Annotated in this window: 19 protein-coding genes and 1 pseudogene; 12 read left to right on the forward strand and 8 right to left on the reverse strand. The window is 60.1% G+C overall.

Annotated elements, in window-relative coordinates; translation table 11 throughout:
- Positions 1 to 92: 92 nt before the first annotated feature.
- The 3 genes from ACQQCD_RS07750 to ACQQCD_RS07760 are packed head-to-tail and all read right to left on the reverse strand — an operon-like array spanning position 93 to position 1,983.
- Positions 93 to 881: a GNAT family N-acetyltransferase gene (locus tag ACQQCD_RS07750; protein WP_430267823.1), complete on the reverse strand. Its 789-nt coding sequence runs from the start codon at positions 879 to 881 to the stop codon at positions 93 to 95.
- A gap of 4 nt (positions 882 to 885) precedes the next feature.
- A complete protein-coding gene (locus tag ACQQCD_RS07755) occupies positions 886 to 1,392 on the reverse strand; it encodes a hypothetical protein (RefSeq protein ID WP_430267824.1) in 507 nt (168 codons plus the stop codon).
- 3 nt (positions 1,393 to 1,395) lie between these two features.
- Positions 1,396 to 1,983 carry an HD domain-containing protein gene (locus tag ACQQCD_RS07760; RefSeq protein ID WP_430267825.1) on the reverse strand — a complete coding sequence of 196 codons (588 nt, stop codon included), beginning with the start codon at positions 1,981 to 1,983 and terminating at the stop codon, positions 1,396 to 1,398.
- A gap of 118 nt (positions 1,984 to 2,101) precedes the next feature.
- Between ACQQCD_RS07760 and ACQQCD_RS07765 the strand changes: the two genes are divergently transcribed.
- A complete protein-coding gene (locus ACQQCD_RS07765) occupies positions 2,102 to 2,584 on the forward strand; it encodes a peroxiredoxin (RefSeq protein ID WP_430267826.1) in 483 nt (160 codons plus the stop codon).
- A gap of 10 nt (positions 2,585 to 2,594) precedes the next feature.
- Here the strand turns inward: ACQQCD_RS07765 and ACQQCD_RS07770 are convergent, their stop codons facing one another.
- Positions 2,595 to 3,443: a class I SAM-dependent methyltransferase gene (locus ACQQCD_RS07770; protein ID WP_430267827.1), complete on the reverse strand. Its 849-nt coding sequence runs from the start codon at positions 3,441 to 3,443 to the stop codon at positions 2,595 to 2,597.
- Positions 3,444 to 3,541: 98 nt separating this feature from the next.
- Between ACQQCD_RS07770 and ACQQCD_RS07775 the strand changes: the two genes are divergently transcribed.
- From ACQQCD_RS07775 to ACQQCD_RS07795, 5 genes are all read left to right on the forward strand, one after another.
- A complete protein-coding gene (locus tag ACQQCD_RS07775) occupies positions 3,542 to 3,898 on the forward strand; it encodes a hypothetical protein (RefSeq protein WP_430267828.1) in 357 nt (118 codons plus the stop codon).
- A gap of 77 nt (positions 3,899 to 3,975) precedes the next feature.
- Complete coding sequence (purF, locus tag ACQQCD_RS07780; RefSeq protein WP_430267829.1) at positions 3,976 to 5,538, forward strand: amidophosphoribosyltransferase; 1,563 nt, start codon at positions 3,976 to 3,978, stop codon at positions 5,536 to 5,538.
- On the forward strand, positions 5,535 to 6,698 hold the full coding sequence (gene purM, locus ACQQCD_RS07785) for a phosphoribosylformylglycinamidine cyclo-ligase (RefSeq protein WP_430267830.1): 1,164 nt from the start codon (positions 5,535 to 5,537) through the stop codon (positions 6,696 to 6,698). The genes purF and purM overlap by 4 nt, the downstream gene beginning before the upstream one ends.
- Positions 6,699 to 6,852: 154 nt before the next feature.
- Positions 6,853 to 7,494 carry a hypothetical protein gene (locus ACQQCD_RS07790; protein WP_430267831.1) on the forward strand — a complete coding sequence of 214 codons (642 nt, stop codon included), beginning with the start codon at positions 6,853 to 6,855 and terminating at the stop codon, positions 7,492 to 7,494.
- Positions 7,479 to 7,772, forward strand: a complete 294-nt coding sequence (locus ACQQCD_RS07795; RefSeq protein ID WP_430267832.1) for a hypothetical protein — start codon at positions 7,479 to 7,481, stop codon at positions 7,770 to 7,772. The genes ACQQCD_RS07790 and ACQQCD_RS07795 overlap by 16 nt, the downstream gene beginning before the upstream one ends.
- A 195-nt stretch (positions 7,773 to 7,967) precedes the next feature.
- Here the strand turns inward: ACQQCD_RS07795 and ACQQCD_RS07800 are convergent, their stop codons facing one another.
- Complete coding sequence (locus ACQQCD_RS07800) at positions 7,968 to 8,195, reverse strand: DUF3073 domain-containing protein (protein WP_430267833.1); 228 nt, start codon at positions 8,193 to 8,195, stop codon at positions 7,968 to 7,970.
- A 285-nt stretch (positions 8,196 to 8,480) separates the two neighbouring features.
- Here ACQQCD_RS07800 and ACQQCD_RS07805 point away from each other — a divergent pair, with 285 nt between their 5' ends.
- Positions 8,481 to 9,227 carry a septum formation family protein gene (locus ACQQCD_RS07805; RefSeq protein WP_430267834.1) on the forward strand — a complete coding sequence of 249 codons (747 nt, stop codon included), beginning with the start codon at positions 8,481 to 8,483 and terminating at the stop codon, positions 9,225 to 9,227.
- Here the strand turns inward: ACQQCD_RS07805 and ACQQCD_RS07810 are convergent.
- Positions 9,202 to 10,062, reverse strand: a complete 861-nt coding sequence (locus ACQQCD_RS07810; protein ID WP_430267835.1) for a helix-turn-helix transcriptional regulator — start codon at positions 10,060 to 10,062, stop codon at positions 9,202 to 9,204. The two genes, ACQQCD_RS07805 and ACQQCD_RS07810, sit on opposite strands and share 26 nt — an antisense overlap.
- Before the next feature lie 102 nt (positions 10,063 to 10,164).
- On the opposite strand from ACQQCD_RS07810, the gene ACQQCD_RS07815 reads away from it, so the two are divergent.
- Both ACQQCD_RS07815 and ACQQCD_RS07820 read left to right on the forward strand, forming a co-directional pair.
- On the forward strand, positions 10,165 to 11,613 hold the full coding sequence (locus tag ACQQCD_RS07815; RefSeq protein WP_430267836.1) for an MFS transporter: 1,449 nt from the start codon (positions 10,165 to 10,167) through the stop codon (positions 11,611 to 11,613).
- A 35-nt stretch (positions 11,614 to 11,648) separates the two neighbouring features.
- Positions 11,649 to 12,530, forward strand: a complete 882-nt coding sequence (locus tag ACQQCD_RS07820; RefSeq protein ID WP_430267837.1) for an aldo/keto reductase — start codon at positions 11,649 to 11,651, stop codon at positions 12,528 to 12,530.
- Between the two features lie 87 nt (positions 12,531 to 12,617).
- Here ACQQCD_RS07820 and clpB read toward each other — a convergent pair whose 3' ends face one another.
- Entirely contained in the window at positions 12,618 to 15,278 is a 2,661-nt protein-coding gene (gene clpB, locus ACQQCD_RS07825; RefSeq protein ID WP_430267838.1) for an ATP-dependent chaperone ClpB, read from the reverse strand.
- A 223-nt stretch (positions 15,279 to 15,501) separates the two neighbouring features.
- Between clpB and ACQQCD_RS07830 the strand changes: the two genes are divergently transcribed.
- Both ACQQCD_RS07830 and ACQQCD_RS07835 read left to right on the forward strand, forming a co-directional pair.
- Complete coding sequence (locus ACQQCD_RS07830; protein WP_430267839.1) at positions 15,502 to 16,386, forward strand: DUF4031 domain-containing protein; 885 nt, start codon at positions 15,502 to 15,504, stop codon at positions 16,384 to 16,386.
- Between the two features lie 105 nt (positions 16,387 to 16,491).
- On the forward strand, positions 16,492 to 16,890 hold the full coding sequence (locus tag ACQQCD_RS07835; protein WP_430267840.1) for a VOC family protein: 399 nt from the start codon (positions 16,492 to 16,494) through the stop codon (positions 16,888 to 16,890).
- A 124-nt stretch (positions 16,891 to 17,014) separates the two neighbouring features.
- Here ACQQCD_RS07835 and ACQQCD_RS07840 read toward each other — a convergent pair whose 3' ends face one another.
- Complete coding sequence (locus ACQQCD_RS07840) at positions 17,015 to 17,416, reverse strand: YccF domain-containing protein (protein ID WP_430267841.1); 402 nt, start codon at positions 17,414 to 17,416, stop codon at positions 17,015 to 17,017.
- Positions 17,417 to 17,519: 103 nt separating this feature from the next.
- On the opposite strand from ACQQCD_RS07840, the pseudogene ACQQCD_RS07845 reads away from it, so the two are divergent.
- Positions 17,520 to 18,958 (forward strand): annotated as a pseudogene (locus tag ACQQCD_RS07845) (amino acid permease).
- The last annotated feature ends 67 nt before the right edge of the window (positions 18,959 to 19,025 follow it).

Below are 19,025 nucleotides of genomic sequence, written 5' to 3' on the forward strand. Positions count from 1 at the left end.
TTTTTAGAACCCCCGACGGCGTGTCGTTGCGCAACGCCGGTGAGAACCGGCGTCGTGCTCCAAAAAGCGGAAGATCTCAGCGTGAAGGGACGTCAGCGCTTCCAGACGTAGGGCGTGGTGGTGGATACTTTAGTGAATCCGTAGCGCTCCAAAATGGGCCGAGAGTATCCGGTGGAGTCACTATGGATGAGGGTGTATCCCTGTGCGAGCGCCGAGCTGGCCCGGGCTGCGGTCAGTGCCCGGTAGATTCCCTGACCGCGCCAAGATTCCACAGTGCAACCACCCCAGATCCCAGCGAAGTCAGTTCCGGGGACGGGTTCCAGGCGGCCCGCACTGACGATTTCGCCGGCGTGATCGGCCACCCAGAGTTCGAAGAGTGGGTCACGGTGTGCGCGGGCAACAATCGCATCCGCGTACTCGGCAGACGGTTCCTCACCGAAGACTAAGTCCTGCATGGCGCACATGGCCCGGATGTCGGCGTCTTTAGTCACGCGGCGGAGGGTGATGCCCTCCGGCAAGGGGACCTCGACGGCGAGCGCGGAGGCTGCACCGATCATGATGGACTCCGGCTCTTCCTCGATGAAGCCATTGGCAAGGAGTGCCTCGTGGAGCCCGGGCGCGTGATCGTGGCCGCGGGTTTTCCATTCGACCTTGGCGATGGCCGGATTCTGGCTGTAGTAGTCCAGAGCTTCGGGGACCCATCGCTCAATCTGTGCGCGATCGGCACCCGCCAAGTCTTGGTAGGTGATGAATCCTCGCCCGCCGCTGAAGGTCACCAAGCGCAGCGCGCCCAGGTGCTTGACCGTCAGCGCGCTCGGTGTTTCGGCGTCAGTGCGCAGTTGTGCGTCGTAGGCGGCGAGTAGTTCATCGCTTGCGGTCATGGGTTCAGGCCTTTCCACGGGCTCGGACGAGGTTCGCGAACGGGAGCCGCCCGTGCTCAGCAATAAATGCAGCGTGGTAACCAGCTTCGGCGTTGCTTAGCTCCTCAGCGGGGATCTCTTTCCACGCAATGACTAAGTCAAGCGCATCCCTGAGTTGCCAGATAAGCCGAGCATCCCAAACCACTGTGGGGCGGCCGCGGCCGTAATCCATAAACTCTTGGATTTGTTTGCGCAGGCCACGGTTTCCTTGGCTGCCCGCACTGGCCTTGCCCAGGTATAGGACCTTCGCTTCCGGGATCCATTCGGCTTCGAGGGCCTCACGCTTGAGCGAAGGATCCTTCTTTTTGAAGGTGCCAGCTGTGCTCTTCGCCAAGAAAACGGGCTCGAAGTCAACCGGTTGCAGAATCGCGAAGATGCCTGGCCCTTGAGGCACCCGCATCATGTCGATTTCGTCGAAGACCCGGAATCCGGCGAACCCGTCTTCGCGGAGGGTCTTTTTGTTGGTTGCCATAGATCAGGCGCTGGCCTCATCGGGAAGTTCGTCCAGGAGAGCATCCAACTCAGGGAGTAGAGACGGATTTGCGCGCACCAGAATTTTGCGGACTTCCTCAGCGGGTACTGCCGCGTACAAGACCGGCCGAGCCTCACGGTATTTGGTCACCGGTGGCTTATCCGGCCACTTTTCGGCCAGCGCTTTAACCCGCTCAGGCAAGGAATTGTGTGCGTTGTCCGCGATCTTCACAAGAGTGGCGTCGTGACCTTCGGCAATGTAGCGAATGCCGCTTTGGTAATCGTCCGGGTTCTCGTGGAACCGGTTGGTGACTCGCTCAATAATGTCCGCGGCCCGCTCAGAAACACCCATGTCCAGCAGAGCTTGGCGAGTGATGGGGGTGTCCTCGGCAATGTCGTGGAGGTACCCGGCGATCTGGACGTCGTCGTCGAAGTCGGCAAGCGCGTCACCCACGGCAAGAACATGGTCCCGGTAGGGGCGTTTGAGTTTGTCCTTTTGCCGATTATGGGCCACTTCGGCAAGGACCCGAGCCGTCTCTACTGTAAAACGCGGGCGGGGTAGATCTGCTTCAATGAATTCTGGCTCCGACATAACTTCAGACTACGCGTCGGCGCCCGGTGAACTAAACACCGAATGCAGCCAGCGGAATACTCTTCACCCGCCCAAAGTTAGCCATTGCACACACCTTCGCTATGAAAGTTGGCCCACCGTGCTCCCCACTAAAACCGTGAAGCTTCAAACCGGCACTCCAGCCCCCGATTTTGCGCTCCGTGACGCCAAAGGAACGGTCCGCACTTTGGGCGATTTCCGCGGCAAAAACGTGATCGTCTACTTCTACCCGGAAGCCGCCACGCCGGGATGCACCACCGAGGCCTGCGACTTCCGTGACAGCCTGAGCTCGTTGCAGGGCCACGGCTACCAGGTAGTGGGGATCTCCCCCGACGCATCAGAGGAGCTGGCCGCTTTCACCGGCGATTTTGGCCTGACCTTCCCGCTCCTGTCCGATGAGGACCACGCAGTGGCCCTCGCCTACGGCGCCTGGGGCGAGAAATTGCGCGACGGCGAAATCACCGAAGGCATTGTCCGCTCCACCGTAGTGCTCGACGCCGAAGGTAAGGTCACGCTGACTCGTTACCAAATCAAGGCAGAAGGTCACGTTGCTGAGCTCAAGTCTGCACTGGGCTTGGCCTAGAAGAGCGACCTTACCCCACGGTTCCCACCACTATGGTGGCGCCCGCTGAGAAGTCGACTGCGCCGTCGTGCGTTCCGGGGAGCACTGCCTCCAGGACCTCGGCACGGATCTTTGCAACAGTACTGGCGTCCACTCCTGCCAAGCTGGCCACTACAGGCGCTGCAACATCACTCATCAATTCCCAATAGGACTCGGGCGATTCGTGATGCATCACGGCGGACACTTCAATTTCCCCAACATCAAGTAGCCCCGCCCCGGAAAAGAGTTCGCTCATCAGGCCCGGCGCTGCACAGCGGAATAGTCCTGGAGCGCCTGCCGGGGCCTGCGGTACATCAACGTGCCGCGCAATGGCACTCATCATCGTGGTTGCCCACTGATTTTTACCCGGTTCAGCCCATACCGCCGCGCAAATTCGTGCACCTGAACGGCCTAAGCGGACATGCTCGGCGGCTGCTGCGGCCATGTCTGGGAAAAAGATGTAACCAAAACGGCAGAGCACAACATCAAAGCTTCCGTCTTCAAAGGGCAACGAAGCGGCGTCGGACACCACTGTTTTGACGTTCGTCAGTCCTCGATGATGGGCCTTGTCCGTGGCAACTGCCAACATGTTCGGGGATAAGTCAGTCAACGTGACACCGCCGTGGGGAACACGCGCTGCGGCACTCAGCCCTGGTTCGCCCGTCCCTGAGGCAATGTCCAAAACTTGGGCCGCCTCACCGATTTTGGCCTGCTGAATCATGGCGTCCCCAAACGGCGCCATCCAGCCAGTCATGTAGTCATCCCACTTCTTCCAACCGGCCGAAAACTTCTCCCAAGATGCAAGTTGCGACTGACGGATCTGATCTGATGATGCGGACATTTTTTCTTCCTTAAATGACCCCTCAGGCTCAGTGTGCGCTTGTACCTAACAGTCCGCAAGAGAAAATTCCGTACACTCCACGCGGTACCCTTAAAACCATGTCTTCCCAAGATTCCACTACCCCTGCCCGCCGCGAGATCACTGTGCGTCGTGCACCGAAGTACGTTCCTTTTATGGTTGCGGGCGGGCTCTTGGGCATCATCGTTGCGGCCATCGCGGCATACGGTTTCCACTCGGAAGATTCCGTGGTTCCCGGCGAGGTTTACGAAGCCAGCACGGTGTTCGGGTTCTTCGCCGTCATTTTCGCCGCCGCCGGTGTGGTGGTGGGCTGTCTGGTGGCCCTGCTGATGGATCGATTGAGCCTCAAAAACCAGCGCACCGCCGTCGTACAGGAATTAACCCCCAGCGAAGAGGCTCAAGCCGCGGCAGCAGAAGCGGCCGACGACGAAGCGTAAGTGCCGTTTTTGCCTCGCCTTGGGCGGGCCAAAAGTCACACGTAGGGACATGGCCGCATACGTGAGATAATTCGTTAGTGGCACGCGGCGATGGAAAACTTTCTCATGATCTTCTCCCAGGCGAAAAGGGACCTCAGGATGCTTGTGGCGTCTTTGGGGTCTGGGCACCCGGTGAAGAAGTAGCAAAACTCACCTACTACGGGCTCTACGCTCTGCAACACCGTGGACAAGAGTCCGCCGGCATTGCAACCAGTGATGGCAGCCGAATCAACGTCTATAAGGACATGGGCCTTGTCTCCCAGGTCTTCGACGAAACAACGCTCAACACCCTGACCGGTCATTTGGCAGTGGGGCACTGCCGGTACTCCACCACTGGAGCAAGCCACTGGGCCAATGCCCAGCCAACCCTCGGTGCCACTTCAACCGGCACCGTCGCTTTGGCTCACAACGGCAACCTCACCAATACGGCCGAACTCAAGCGCATGATTTTGGACCGCAATGACGGCCAGCTCACGGGCGAGATGAAGCAGGGTAATACCTCGGATACCGCACTTGTGACGGCTCTCCTTGAAGGTGACAAGGACAAAACCCTCGAAGAAACTGCGCTTGAGCTTTTGCCCAAGATCCGCGGCGGGTTCTGCTTTGTGTTTATGGACGAAGGCACCCTGTACGCCGCCCGTGATGCTTACGGCGTCCGCCCCTTGGTTTTGGGACGCCTTTCACGCGGCTGGGTTGTCGCTTCGGAGCAGTCGGCTTTGGCTACCGTTGGTGCAAGCTTCATCCGCGAAATCGAGCCTGGCGAGTTCATCGCCATCGACGAAGACGGTGTCCGCACTCAGCGGTTCGCAGAAGCAACCCCGGCCGGTTGCGTTTTTGAATACGTTTATTTGGCCCGCCCGGACGCGGCTATTGCTGGCCGCTCCGTGTATGAATCCCGCGTAGAAATGGGCCGTCAGCTGGCCCGCGAAAACACCCAAGAAGCCGACATTGTGATTCCGGTCCCCGAATCCGGCACACCCGCAGCAGTGGGTTACGCCGAGGAATCCGGGATCCCCTTCGCACACGGTTTTGTCAAGAACTCCTATGTGGGCCGTACCTTCATTCAGCCCTCACAGACCCTGCGCCAACTTGGTATCCGGCTCAAGCTCAACGCCCTGGAATCAGTAATCCGTGGCAAGCGAGTGGTGGTAGTGGATGACTCGATCGTCCGCGGAAATACCCAGCGCGCCATTGTGCGGATGCTGCGCGAAGCTGGTGCCGCATCGGTGCACGTGAAGATCTCGTCCCCGCCGGTCAAGTGGCCCTGCTTCTACGGAATCGACTTCGCATCCCGCGCAGAGCTCATCGCCAACGGTGCCACCATCGACGAAATCTCCACCGCAATCGGTGCTGACTCACTCGCGTACATCTCCGAGGACGGCATGATCAATGCCACCCAACAGCCTCGCGAACGCCTCTGCACCGCTTGCTTCACCGGCAACTACCCGATCGAGCTTCCCACCGCAGACAAGCTAGGCAAAAACCTGCTGGAGCGCAGCGAAGACCCCGCCGAAAAACCTGGTGCCACCGGTTGTGATCCCGGCCCCGATTCCGAGTTCGAAAACCTTCTGAGCGACGCCGACAAGAAAGAAGCAGTATGACCTCCCCCTCCCCCGAAACAACGGCCGACAACAACGCAGGCATCACCTACGCTTCTGCCGGTGTTGACGTGGAGGCTGGCGATCGCGCCGTCGAACTGATGAAGGACGCTGTTAAGGCGACCCACAACTCCTCCGTGTTGGGCGGGGTTGGCGGATTCGCTGGGCTTTACGACGTCTCCAAGCTCCTGACTTACAAGCGCCCGCTGCTGGCCACGTCCACCGACGGTGTTGGCACCAAGGTTGCCATTGCTCAGGCCATGGACATTCACGACACCATCGGCTTTGACCTGGTGGGCATGGTAGTTGACGACATTGTGGTGGTTGGTGCAGAGCCGCTCTACATGACCGACTACATCGCCTGCGGCAAAGTTGTCCCCGAGCGCATCGCCGGGATTGTCCGCGGTATCGCTGCAGCCTGCTCCGTAGCCGGAACCGCACTGGTAGGTGGCGAAACGGCCGAGCACCCCGGCCTACTAGGCGAACACGAATACGATGTTGCTGGCGCTGCCACCGGCGTTGTTGAAGCCGATTCCCTCTTGGGCCCAGACCGCGTGCGCGACGGCGACGTGGTCATTGCTATGGCATCTTCCGGTCTGCACTCCAACGGTTACTCCTTGGTGCGCCGTGTGATCAACCACGCTGGTTGGGCTTTGGACCGCCAGGTTTCCGAGCTTGGCCGAACCTTGGGTGAAGAACTCCTCGAACCGACTCGTGTGTACGCAGCAGACTGCCTGGACCTGGCACGTGCTTTCCCGGTTGCTGGAACCTCAGGTATTGGCGCAGTACACGGCTTCAGCCACGTCACCGGTGGTGGGCTTGCCGCCAACTTGGCACGTGTCCTGCCTCAGGGCCTGCTCGCCACGGTTGACCGCACCACGTGGGAACTGCCTGCGATCTTCAAACTCGTTTCTGAACTCGGCAATGTGCCGCTCGCGGACCTCGAGCGCACACTGAACCTTGGTGTGGGAATGGTAGCCATTGTGTCCCCCGAAGCTGCGGATGCCGCCGTCGCACGTTTGAACGAACGTGGGCTGCCGTCCTGGGTGATGGGCACTGTGGGCACCAACTCCGATTCCGTCGACAAGACCGGCCCCGACTATGTCCAGGGTGCCAAGGGTGTTGACGGTGGGGCCGTGCGCTTGGTTGGGGCCTACGCCTAAAGTTCTCTCCCCCACCTTCTCCTGCCAACGCGGGGTCACTTACGGCCCATGTTTCGGGTAAACATGGGCCGTAAGTGACCCCGCGTTGGCGTGTTTGGCAGCCAGCCTGTGGATAACCGCTCGCCGGGATCTATTTGCGGGCAAAATTGCGTTTATGGTCCGCCTCAAACCGCTGCCCGCAGAGCTCGCACTCCGCCCGTTTACCGTCCAAGAGTCCCGGACTTTGGGTGTGCCACCGAAGCGATTAAGGGCCAAGGACGTGTCCGACGGCGGCAGGCAAATTCACCTGCCCACTGGCCGCGAGTTTGAACTTGTCCAACGGGCGCGCGTCCTAGCAGCAGCAACCCCCGGGGCTTGGGTTTCACACGAGAGCGCAGCCCTTCTGATCCCACTTGGCCTTCCTCCCTGGCTAGGCAATGCGGATACCGTCCACCTCAGCAAACCGCACGGGCTTCCGCGCGTGCGGCGTAGGGGCGTAACCGGCCACCGAGTTCACGTACTCCCAGGCGAAGTCATCGAACTGGATGGCGTCCCGGTGTCATCGCCATCCCGGACATGGCTGGATCTGGCACATCAGTTGACCCTGCCATACGTGATCGCCATGGGTGACCAGCTGATCCGCACACCGCGCTCGGGCTTCGAGGGTAGGAGCGAACCCTACGCGATCAAGGAGCAGCTGCGTGTGCTTATCCGCCGGCATCCGAACATGAAAGGTGTGGAAAAAGCTCGTCTTGCCCTCGAGGAAATGCGGGTCGGAGCCGACTCGTTCCCGGAAACGTTATGCGGCTGGCCATGATGGATGCTGGGCTTCCCGAACCGGAATTGCAGATCTATTTGGACCCAGGCGATCCATGGTCGCCATCTGCGGACGCCGGTTACCGACGCTTCCGGATCGCGGTGCAGTACGATGGCGCCCCTCACCTCACGCGCGAACGTCAGTCCAAGGACAACCTGCGGGACGAAGCCTTCTCTAGGGCCGGCTGGACGTACTTCAAGGCCAACGCTAACGACCTCGCCGAGGGGTTCGTCAGCCTGATTGCTCGGATCAAACGGGCCAAACTCCACTCGGCCTAGCCCAACGCGGGGTCACTTATGGCCCATGTTTCGGGTAAACATGGGCCGTAAGTGACCCCACGTTGGGTAAGAGCATTGGGTAAGAGCGTTGGGAAAAACAAAACCCTCCGGGAGTCAGATTGCTCTGAACTCTCGGAGGGTGGAAAAACTTGGTGACATTACCGGACTTCAACTCGCTTGCGCGAACCGGCCCTGCTAGCCGATGCGACGGGTATCAACCTCGTCATCATCGTCATCTTGCGCGTACTTATCCTCGTAGGCCGAGTAGTCCGGCTCCAGCGGATCATCCGCGAAGCGGCTCGTCGCACGACTGGATGGCCCAGTCAGCTCTCGCTGAAGTGCCGAATAGTCAGTGTTCGGGGAATAGTACTTAATGTCCCGAGCCTGCTTGGTAGCTTTTGCCTTTTGACGGCCGCGCCCCATGGCGTGACCCCCTTTTGTACTTGGACCGGAGGTGGTCGCCATGGCTATGACGAGGCCCCGGAAAATTTGGTCAATTTGTCGTACCTATAGATTACATGCTTTAAGCGGCATTCGTGGCTTCGACAGGACCCACTGCCCACTCTGTGGACGCCAAGCGCCCAACAATTGCCTGCCCTGTATATAAAAACTTGGGTAGAGTCACTTTTAAGGCCTGTTCGCACCCGCTTGAACTTCGGCTAAAACTTCCGTGCGAACTCAACTGCCCGACCAAAGGGGAACTCGGCAATGCAAGATTGGAATCGTCCGGAAGAACCTTCCAAAGAGCCCGATCCGGCGGCATCCACCCCGGGATTGCAGCCAAAATACCCGCCGCTGCCAACACACCCGCCATACCTCATCGCGGACCAAGAGGGGCCGGGCGCCCCGCAGCTACCCAACAACCCAACCAATGGCTCACCCAACACGCCTCCGAACAACTCAAGCACCAACCCGCGCAAACGTCTTTACCTTCTTGGCGCACTCATCCTCGCAGCTCTCATCGTCGTCGCCTTAGTGATTTGGGGAATCGCCGCGCTGACATCCGGTGGCGGCAACACTGAGCCAAACACCAACGCACCGCTGTCTTCGGACGCAAGCAGCCCCTCGCCGTCGGGCACTCCAAGCCCTACCACCACCGCGAGCGCACAAACGGTTAGCCCACTGGACCTGACGCTAGGCCAGTGCTTCAAGGACTACGATCCGCAGGCCAGCGAGACAACAGTTGTAGATTGCAAAACGCCACACTCGGCCCAACTGGTGGGTGTGTTTTTCTACGAGGACAAGGCCGAATACCCCGGCACCACAGAACTTCGTTCCAAGGGCCGGGAACTATGCGGCGGCGTCAACATGAATTCGGAAGCCAACAACTTCACACTCAAACAAAACAACGTTTACCCCAGCGAAGGCAGTTGGAGTAAGGGCGACCGTCGGGTTGACTGCTTCGCGAGTGTGGACACTGGCAACGCACTCACCTCAAGTCTGCTTGCAAAGTAGCAAGCCACGTAGCCAACATCTTCAAGCCGTCTTCAGAGGGTGACCCCGGATCGGCGGTGTAGACGTTGATCCGAAGCCCGGGGTCCGCCGCAAGCTCGAGTGCCTCAAAGCTCAGATCCAGTTCCCCCACCACAGGGTGATGAAGCCGTTTGTGTCCCGTGCGGTGATACTTCACATCGTGCCGGGCCCAGCGTGCCAAGAACTCTTCGCTCCGGGTTGAGAGCTCACCGATCAGGTCGGTGAGGTCCTTGTCATACGGGTTCTTCCCGGCTGCGGAGCGAAGCACAGCAACGATGTCGTCAGCGCTGCGTTCCCAATCCACAAAAAACTCGCGCGCCTTGGGGTTTAAAAACGTGAACCTGGCACTGTTGGGCGGGCTGACCGGATCGTTCATCATGTCCAGATACAGCGCACGGCCCAACTCATTCGAAGCCAGAACATCACCGCGATCATTCCTGACCCACGCTGGCGCGCTGGTGATCGAGTCGATCACGCGCTGCACGCTGGGCCGCACGGTCCGAGGGCTGCCCTTCCGGCGAGCGCGCGGCGAAACGCTTGCCGCACGAGCGAGGTCAAAAAGGTGAGCTGTCTCGGCGTCGTCGAGCTGTAACGCCCTGGCGAGGGACTCAATCACACTGTCCGAAGCGCCCGAAAGGTTTCCGCGCTCGAGTCGAATGTAGTAGTCAACACTCACACCGGCGAGCATCGCCACCTCTTCACGACGCAAACCTGTCACGCGCCGGTTGCCACCGTATACCGGCAGCCCAGCCTGCTCCGGTGTGATCCGCGCCCTGCGGGAAGAGAGGAACTTCCTCACGTCATCGCTGTGTGTCATAGAGTCAACGCTACGCGGGTACCGGGAAGCGTGGGAGGTACTGCCATTACCCGGAACAACAGGAACTCCCGCGCGTGTTCAAGGCACTGTTGCATTGAAGACATGACATCCCCCACCATGCACCACAAAGCAGCGCACCCTGCCGCGATCCTCACCATCATTTTGGCGAGCTACTTTATGATCCTCTTGGACAATTCGGTGCTCTTCACCGCCCTGCCCAGCCTGCAATCAGAGCTACATCTGAGCACCTCCGAGCTGTCCTGGGTTCAGGACGCCTACACCCTCGTGTTTGGCGGATTGCTCCTTCTGGGCGCCCGGGCCGGCGACTTGCTGGGCCGCCGCCGCGTCTTCGTCTTTGGGCTGGTGGTGTTCTCGGTTGCGTCTCTGTTGATCGGACTGGCTCCGGCTGGTTGGTGGGCAATTTCCGGGCGTGCATTGCAAGGTATCGGTGCGGCGATCGTCGCGCCGGCGTCACTTTCGCTACTGACCGCGAGTTTCCCCGAAGGCCGCGAACGCACCCGCGCCGTCACCCTGTACGGCGCGACGGCGGGAATTGGCGCAAGCTTGGGCCTGGTGATTGGTGGGGCGCTGGCTCACTGGATTTCGTGGCGGGCCGGGTTCTTCGTCAACGTTCCCATCGGCGCGGCAATGATCATCCTCGCACCACGATTCCTCCCGGAAACGGGCCGAAGCCGCGGCCGGTTCGACGTTTTCGGTGCGCTCACCGCCACGCTGGGTGTTGGCGCCCTAGTGTTCGGGATCATCAACTCCGCTGATCAAAGCTGGAACTCACCGCTGACCATCGCTGCGGCGAGTACCGGCGTCGTACTCTTAGTGATATTCGTGCTGATCGAACGCCAAGCCGCGCAGCCGATCATGCCGCTGCGCCTGTTCGCCAGCCGGCGCCGGACCGGAGCCTATGTGGCGCGATTCCTGTACTTGGGAGCGATGATCGGGTTCTTCTATTTCACCACCCAATTGATGCAGGAAGTCCTCGGGTTTGACCCGCTTGAGGCTGGACTCGGCTTCTTGCCGATGACCGCAGTGAACTTTGTGGTGGCCATGGGCGCTGCACCGCTGGTGCGGCGGATGCCAGCCTCGATGCCACTGGTCCTCGGGATTCTGATGACCCTGGCCGGGATGTTTTGGCTCAGCCGCGCCGGGGTGGGCAGCGACTACCTCACGGACGTTGCCGCCCCCATGCTGCTCATCGGTGCAGGCCAAGGGCTCGCCTTCGCGCCGCTGACCTCCTTTGGAATTGTTGGTGCGCCAGCGTCCGACGCCGGAGCCGCCTCAGGTTTGGTCAACACCTTCCATCAGGTGGGGACGTGTTTGGGGCTGGGTATCGGCGTTGCAGCTGCGGCAGCAGTCCCGTCCAGCGGGACCGCCGCCGCGCAACTCTCAGCCCAAGTCAGCGCCGCGCTTAGCGCCGGCAGTGTCCTCTTACTTTTGGCGTTGCTCGTAGCTGCGCTCCTGATCCTGCCCGCGGACCTTGCCTCGCGTCGGACAGTTCCTGTCCGCACTTCCGCTGAGCCCGCCTCCGCTCACTAAACCAGTACCCCCATCAGTACCACGATAGGAAGATCATGAACATCACGCTTAACAACGGAATCACGATGCCCGCTCTCGGACTCGGCGTGTTCCAAAGCCCACCGGAAGAGACGACGGCGGCAGTCCAGTCCGCATTGTCTGCCGGTTACCGGCACATTGACACGGCTGCCGCGTACGGAAACGAACGCGAGGTGGGCGAAGGTATTCGCGCCTCAGGCCTGCCGCGCCAGGAAGTTTTCATCGAGACAAAAGTCTGGGTCAGCGACTACGGCTACGACCAGACGCTGCACGCGTGGGAGAAGGCGACCGGCAAATTGGGCGTGGACTATCTAGACCTGTTCATCCTGCACCAACCGGCTCCGGACCGCTTCGATCAGGTCATCGCCGCCTACAAGGCGTTGGAAACCTTGCTAGCAGACGGGCGAGTACGTGCCATTGGGGTGAGTAACTTTATGCCGCACCACTTGGAGAAACTACTGGAAGCAACTGACGTGGTCCCAGCCGTCAACCAGATCGAGCTCCACCCGTACTTCAGCCAAGCGGAAGTCCAAGCGGCCAATGCGCGGCACGGCATCTTGACGCAAGCGTGGTCGCCGATTGGTGGCATCACGTTCTACCCCGGCTGGGGAGAGGAACGACGCAATGTGATGGAGGATCCAACCCTTGCCAGCATCGCGGATAAGCACGGCAAGTCTGCCGCGCAAGTAATGCTCCGCTGGCACCTTCAAGAGGGCCGCTCCGCCATTCCGAAATCAACCAACCCGGCACGCATTGCGCAAAACTTCGACGTGTTCGGCTTTGAGCTCGACGCCGAAGACCTCACCGCGATTGATGCCCTAGACACTGGCGTTCGGAACGGCCCAGACCCGGACGTGATCCGCGAGGACCGTTTCTCGATGGTCATCCCCGAAGCCTGATCCGCCCCGGGCGCCCGCGTGGGGCGAACATATTACGGACGCGGAATACAACGGCAGCTAGCGGCTGCTAGCTGCCGTTGTATTCCGCTATTTGCGGCGCACCACCAAGCCACTGCCCGACGGCGGTTCAGTCGCCGAAGCGCCATTGGCGAACGCTTCCAAACCGGCAATGCTGAGTTCATCAACGTCGGCGGCAGTGTCCACCAGGACGGTATCGCCGTCGAGGATTTCACCGGACAGAATGGCCTTCGCAAGCCTGTCGCCAATCTCCTTCTGCACCAAACGACGCAACGGTCGCGCACCATAAGCCGGGTCGTAACCAGTCATGGCCAACCATGCGCGGGCACCGTCGGTGACATCCAGCACCAAGCGACGATCCTGCAGCCGCTTGCCCAGTTCGCTGACCTGCAACTCCACAATTGTGGCGAGCTCTTCAACGCTGAGCGGGTCAAACATGATGACTTCATCCAAGCGGTTCAGGAACTCCGGTTTGAATGAACCGTTGACCACGCTCATCACCGCGTTGCGCTTGGTTGCTGGGTCCAGAGTCTGATCCACCAAGAACTGGCTACCCAGGTTGGACGTCAGCACCAGGATCACGTTGCGGAAATCAACGGTGCGGCCCTGACCGTCGGTGAGGCGGCCGTCGTCGAGCACTTGAAGCAGGATGTCAAAAACTTCCGGGTGCGCCTTTTCCACCTCGTCCAACAGAACTACTGAATAAGGACGACGGCGGACGGCCTCCGTCAGCTGGCCGCCCTCCTCGTAACCGACATATCCGGGAGGGGCACCTACCAAGCGGGAAACAGCGTGCTTCTCCGAGTATTCAGACATGTCGATGCGCACCATGGCGCGTTCGTCGTCGAACAAGAAGTCAGCAAGCGCTTTGGCGAGTTCGGTTTTACCAACACCGGTGGGGCCCAAAAACAGGAAGGAACCCGTAGGCCGGTTGGGATCGGAAATACCTGCACGAGCACGCCGCACAGCATCCGAGACGGCAGCAACCGCCTTGGACTGACCAATGAGTCGCTCACCCAAAACGTGCTCCATTTCAAGGAGCTTCTGACTCTCGCCCTGCAACATTCGCCCGGCCGGGATACCCGTCCACGCCGAAATCACCTCGGCGATGTCATCCGCGGTGACTTCTTCCGCCACCATTTGGGAGCCCTTGTCCGTGTTGGCAGCCTCAGCCTCCGCAGCTGCAGTGAGCTCCCGTTCAAGTGCCGGGATTTCGCCGTACAACACACGCGAAGCTGTCTCCAGATCACCTTCACGCTGAGCCTTGTCCGCCGTGGAACGCAACTCGTCCAACTTTGCTTTGAGGTCACCGACCCGGTTCAGGCCAGCCTTTTCAGCTTCCCAACGCGAGTTGAGGCCGGCGAGTTCTTCCTTCCGGTCCGCCATGTCCGCACGCAAAGCAGCCAGACGCTCCACCGACGCCGCATCGGTTTCACCGCTCAGGGCCAATTCCTCCATAGTGAGGCGGTCCACAACACGGCGCAGCTGGTCGATCTCTTCCGGCGCGGAGTCGATCTCCATCCGCAGACGAGACGCAGCTTCATCAACGAGGTCAATAGCCTTATCCGGCAACTGGCGGCCGGAAATGTACCGGTTGGACAGGGTTGCTGCGGCAACGAGTGCCGAGTCAGCGATGGCCACCTTGTGGTGAGCTTCATAGCGTTCCTTCAGGCCACGGAGGATACCGATGGTGTCATCCACGCTCGGTTCGCCCACAAACACCTGCTGGAAACGACGCTCCAAGGCCGGGTCCTTTTCGATGTTTTCGCGGTACTCGTCCAGTGTGGTTGCACCGATCAGACGCAGCTCGCCACGAGCCAGCATCGGCTTAAGCATGTTGCCGGCATCCATCGACGAATCACCACTTGAACCGGCACCCACCACGGTGTGGATCTCATCAATAAACGTGACAATCTGGCCGTTGGAGTTTTTGATTTCCTCGAGAACGGCCTTGAGCCGCTCTTCGAATTCGCCACGGTACTTAGCACCGGCCACCATGGAGGCGAGGTCAAGGGCAATCAGGGTTTTGCCGCGAAGGCTCTCCGGTACGTCGCCTGCCACAATCCGTTGAGCCAAACCTTCGACGACGGCCGTCTTACCAACGCCCGGCTCACCGATGATGACGGGGTTGTTTTTGGTTCGACGGCTCAGCACCTGAATCACGCGGCGAATCTCAGCGTCACGGCCGATCACTGGGTCCAACTTGCCCGAGCGCGCCACGGCAGTCAGGTCAGTACCGAATTTCTCGAGCGCTTGGAACGTGTTTTCCGGGTCTGGTGAATTCACCTTGCGGTCCCCACGGACACCCGGCAGTGCGGCGACCAACGCCTCATGGGAGGCACCGGCGTCGCGCAGTAGTTTTGACACCCCACCATTGCCCGAGGCGAGACCCAGCAGCAGGTGTTCGGTGGAGACGTAGGAGTCGCCGAGCTTCTCAGCCTCGGCTTGAGCAGCCTGGATCACCTGCAGTGCAGGGCGTGACAGCTGCGCCTGAGCCACCGAACTGCCGGAACTTGAAGGCAAGGCTTTGATGGCGGTACTGGCATGAACGCTCACGGAGTCCGGATCTGCGCCGGCGGCTTTCAGGAGTGAAACAGCCACGCCTTCGCGCTGATCCATCAGGGCTTTGAGCAGGTGGGCGGGTTCCACCTGGGGGTTACCGGCCGTGGAGGCGTTCATGGCCGCGGAGGACAGAGCCTCCTGGCTCTTGGTGGTGAATTTGGTGTCCAAAGCGTACTCCTTCAAGAGAACTCCAAGACCGGTCGCGGCAGCTTCCCTGCCACGAGAACCGGTTGGTGCTGAAGCTAATTACATACAACCGCGCGTTGCTTATATACGTCAACGCACTAAAGTTGAGTGTAGTCCGCTCAACTTTGAAAAACAAGTTATCCACAGGGTTCAGGGCCCTATTTTCTCGAGTTCTGGTCACCCTCCTCAGGCGTAGACTCCCAGCATGGCTCTGCTGATCGATCCGCCACTCTGGCCTGCCCATGGAACCGTGTTTTCCCACCTTGTCTCAGACGCATCTTTAGCCGAATTACACGCTTTCGCGGCTGCGGCAGGAATCCCAGAGCGAGCCTTCGACGGCGATCACTACGACGTCCCGTTGAGTCGCTACCAGGATCTTATTGCCGCCGGTGCCCTGCCCGTTGACGGCCGCACACTCGTGCGCAGACTCGTGGCCAGCGGGTTGAGAATCCCCGCCCGCGAGCGGAACAAGGCAGTAGTTTTGGCCCTCACGCACCGTTGGGATGCCCTACTGCCGGAGTGCACCGAACTGCGGCAGGAGCTGCTGGAGCGATGGGGCGAAGAGCACCGCAGATATCACAATCGGGCCCACCTTCTCGCAGTTCTCGAGGGCCTCGATCTGCTCTGCACTCCCGAGCCTGCACCCCGCACGGTTGCACTCGCCGCATGGTTCCACGATGCCGTGTACAACGGGGTCGCGGGGCAGGATGAAGAGGACTCCGCCGCACTGGCCGAGGACCGGCTGAGCGCGCTGGTTGAGGTTGTGACACCCCACGACGTTGCGGAGGTGGCACGGCTGGTTCGCCTCACCGCCAACCACCGCCCGGAGTCCAGCGACGCTGCCGGGCAGCTCCTTTGCGACGCCGACCTCGCGGTGCTCGCGCGGCACCCCGCCGCGTACGAAAGATACGCCACGGCCGTCCGGCACGAGTACCCCCATGTTAGCGACGCTGATTTCGCAAAGGGGCGGGCCGCCGTCGTACGTCAATTGTTGGCGTTGGAACCGTTGTTTCACACGCAACGCGCACGCGAATTGTGGCTCGACGACGCTCGCAGAAACCTGAGCAACGAACTCGCCACGCTCGCCTGACCCCTCCCCTCCTGCCGCCGAGGTCGGTGTATAGCTCCGAATCCCCCGGAAATTTCCTAGGCCCACGGCGCTATGCACCGACCTCGGCGGAGAATAATGGCGGTTATGACACTTCGATTTGATTCAGTAGTCATCGATTCAACCAACCCGAGCCTCGCAGCCGACTTTTGGGAAGCGGCTTTGGGCTATGCACGCACCTACCAGGACGACGACGAAATTTGCCTCGAGCCAGCCAGAGACTCTGCGCCCGCACAGGACAGCCCAACGACGAGCCCCACCGGCCCCGGCCTGACATTTTTGCGGGTTCCGGAGTCGAAGTCGGTCAAGAACCGACTTCACCTGGATCTTCGCCCGGATGACAGGGATGCCGAGGTCGCCCGGCTCGAGGCTCTCGGGGCACGCCGCATAGATGTTGGCCAAGGCCCGGACGTCACGTGGGTGGTACTCGAGGACCCGGACGGGAATGAGTTCTGCGTCCTGCGAGCCCTGCGCGCCGGCGAATAAGTCAGCAACGGCGAGTTGGTCCACCATCACCCTGCCGCCGAGGTCGGTGCATAGCTCCGAATCCCCCGGAAATTCCCTAGGCGAACGGCGCGATGCACCGACCTCGGCGAAGAGAAAGGGTGAATTAGTGCCGGTACCCGGGGAGGGCTTGACCGGTGCTGATGATCTGCTTACCCAGTGGCATCAAGGAGACTGGGATGAGCTTGAGGTTCGCAATACCCAGCGGGATTCCCACGATGGAAACGAACATCGGAATGGACGTAACCACGTGACCCACAGCCAACCAGATCCCCGCCACAAGCAACCAGACCACATTGCCCAGCAACGAGAAGAAGCCATTTCCACCGGGACGTTCCACCACTGTCCGGCCAAACGGCCACAGCGCGTAGGCCCCAATTCGGAAGGACGCGAGGCCCCACGGAATGGTGACAATAAGGATGCAGCAAATGATGCCAGCTGCGAAGTAACCGATCGCCAGCCACAGGCCACCGAACAACAGCCAAATGATATTGAGCAGAGTCTTCATAGCTTCATTGTGCCTTTTGAACGCAAAAACTCTTGCCCCAGTCCGCTAACGGGTGAATAGTCAGGGGTACCCGTGAGAACCGGACGCACCATCTGGAGGAACCGTGGCACAGAACGTCAACTCAGTTTTTCGGCGCAAACCGATCGAACAAATCGATGATGAGAAAAATGACAGCGGATTGTTCCGAAGTCTTGGACTGTGGCAACTCACAGCCATCGGCATTGGCGGGATCATTGGCGTCGGCATCTTCTCCCTAGCAGGCCTAGTGGCTCACGGTGACGAATCCAGCCCCGGAGTGGGGCCCGCCGTTCTCATCTCTTTCTTGGTTGCTGGCCTTGCTTCAGCCGCCGCTGCCCTGAGCTACGCCGAGTTCGCCGGAAGATCCCCCGCGCTGGCTCCGCGTACACCTACGGTTATGTGGCACTCGGCGAACTCATTGGCTGGTTCATCGGCTGGGACTTGCTCCTGGAATACATTGCGATTGTGGCAGTGGTGGCGATCGGCATCTCCGGTTATTTGAACTTCTTCCTCGCCGGCATTGGCCTAGAAATCCCCCACCAGCTCACGTCTACTTTTGACGAAGGAACAGGTGGCTGGATTAATCTCCCAGCCATTTTGGTGTGCCTCCTAGTCACCTGGATCCTGAGCCGCGGCACCAAAACCTTTGGCCGTTTTGAACTGATTGCGGTAGGCATCAAGGTGGTGCTGATTCTGTTTATCATCGGCCTAGGCGTCTTTTTTGTGAACACCAACAACTACAACCCCTTTATCCCCAACGGTTTTGGTCCGGTATTCACTGGAGCCGCAACCGTGTTCTTCGCGGTGTTCGGTTATGACGCTATGAGCACTGCCGCAGAAGAAGCCACGGACGGCAAAAAGCACATGCCCAAGGCCATCATCTACTCGCTGGTGATCGCCATGATCCTTTACATTGCTGCAACTCTGGTCCTGACCGGTATGCAGAACTACAAGGACATTGACCCCAAGGCGGGCTTCGGTTCGGCGTTCACCTCGGTAGGTATGCCCGTGATCGCAACGATTATTTCCGCATTCGCTGTCCTGTCCATCCTGACCGTGATGCTGACCTTCCTCCTCGGCGTGACCCGCGTGTGGTTCTCGATGAGCCGCGACGGACTGCTCCCCAAGTGGTTTTCCAAGGTTGACAAGGGCGGTACCCCGCAGCGCGTGACGTGGATTGCCGGCGGCGGTTCAGCCCTGCTGGCCGGTGTTTTACCCATCCGGCAAGTGGCCGACCTGACCAACATCGGCATCCTTGCCGCCTTTGTGGTGGTCTGCATTTCAGTGATCGTGTTCCGCTACACCAAGCCCAATGAGCCGCGCGAATTCCGCCTCCCATGGATGCCCGTGGTCCCTGCCTTCGGTGTGATCGCCTCCGCATGCTTGATCTCACAATTGCACTGGGAAACCTGGTTGCGGTTCCTAGTGTGGCTCATCATCGGCCTCGCCGTGTACTTCTTCTACGGCCGCCACCACTCACTCATGAACCCGGGCAGCCCACGCCTGAAGGACGCCAGAAGCTAAGCAAAAATGCAGTACCTCATAAAAAAAATAGTGCCCGACGGCGGAAGTTAGGTTCCGCCGTCGGGCA

Origin of the sequence: Pseudarthrobacter sp. J1763, assembly GCF_050490295.1 — a bacterium.
In the GTDB taxonomy this organism is placed as follows: domain Bacteria; phylum Actinomycetota; class Actinomycetes; order Actinomycetales; family Micrococcaceae; genus JBNPEO01.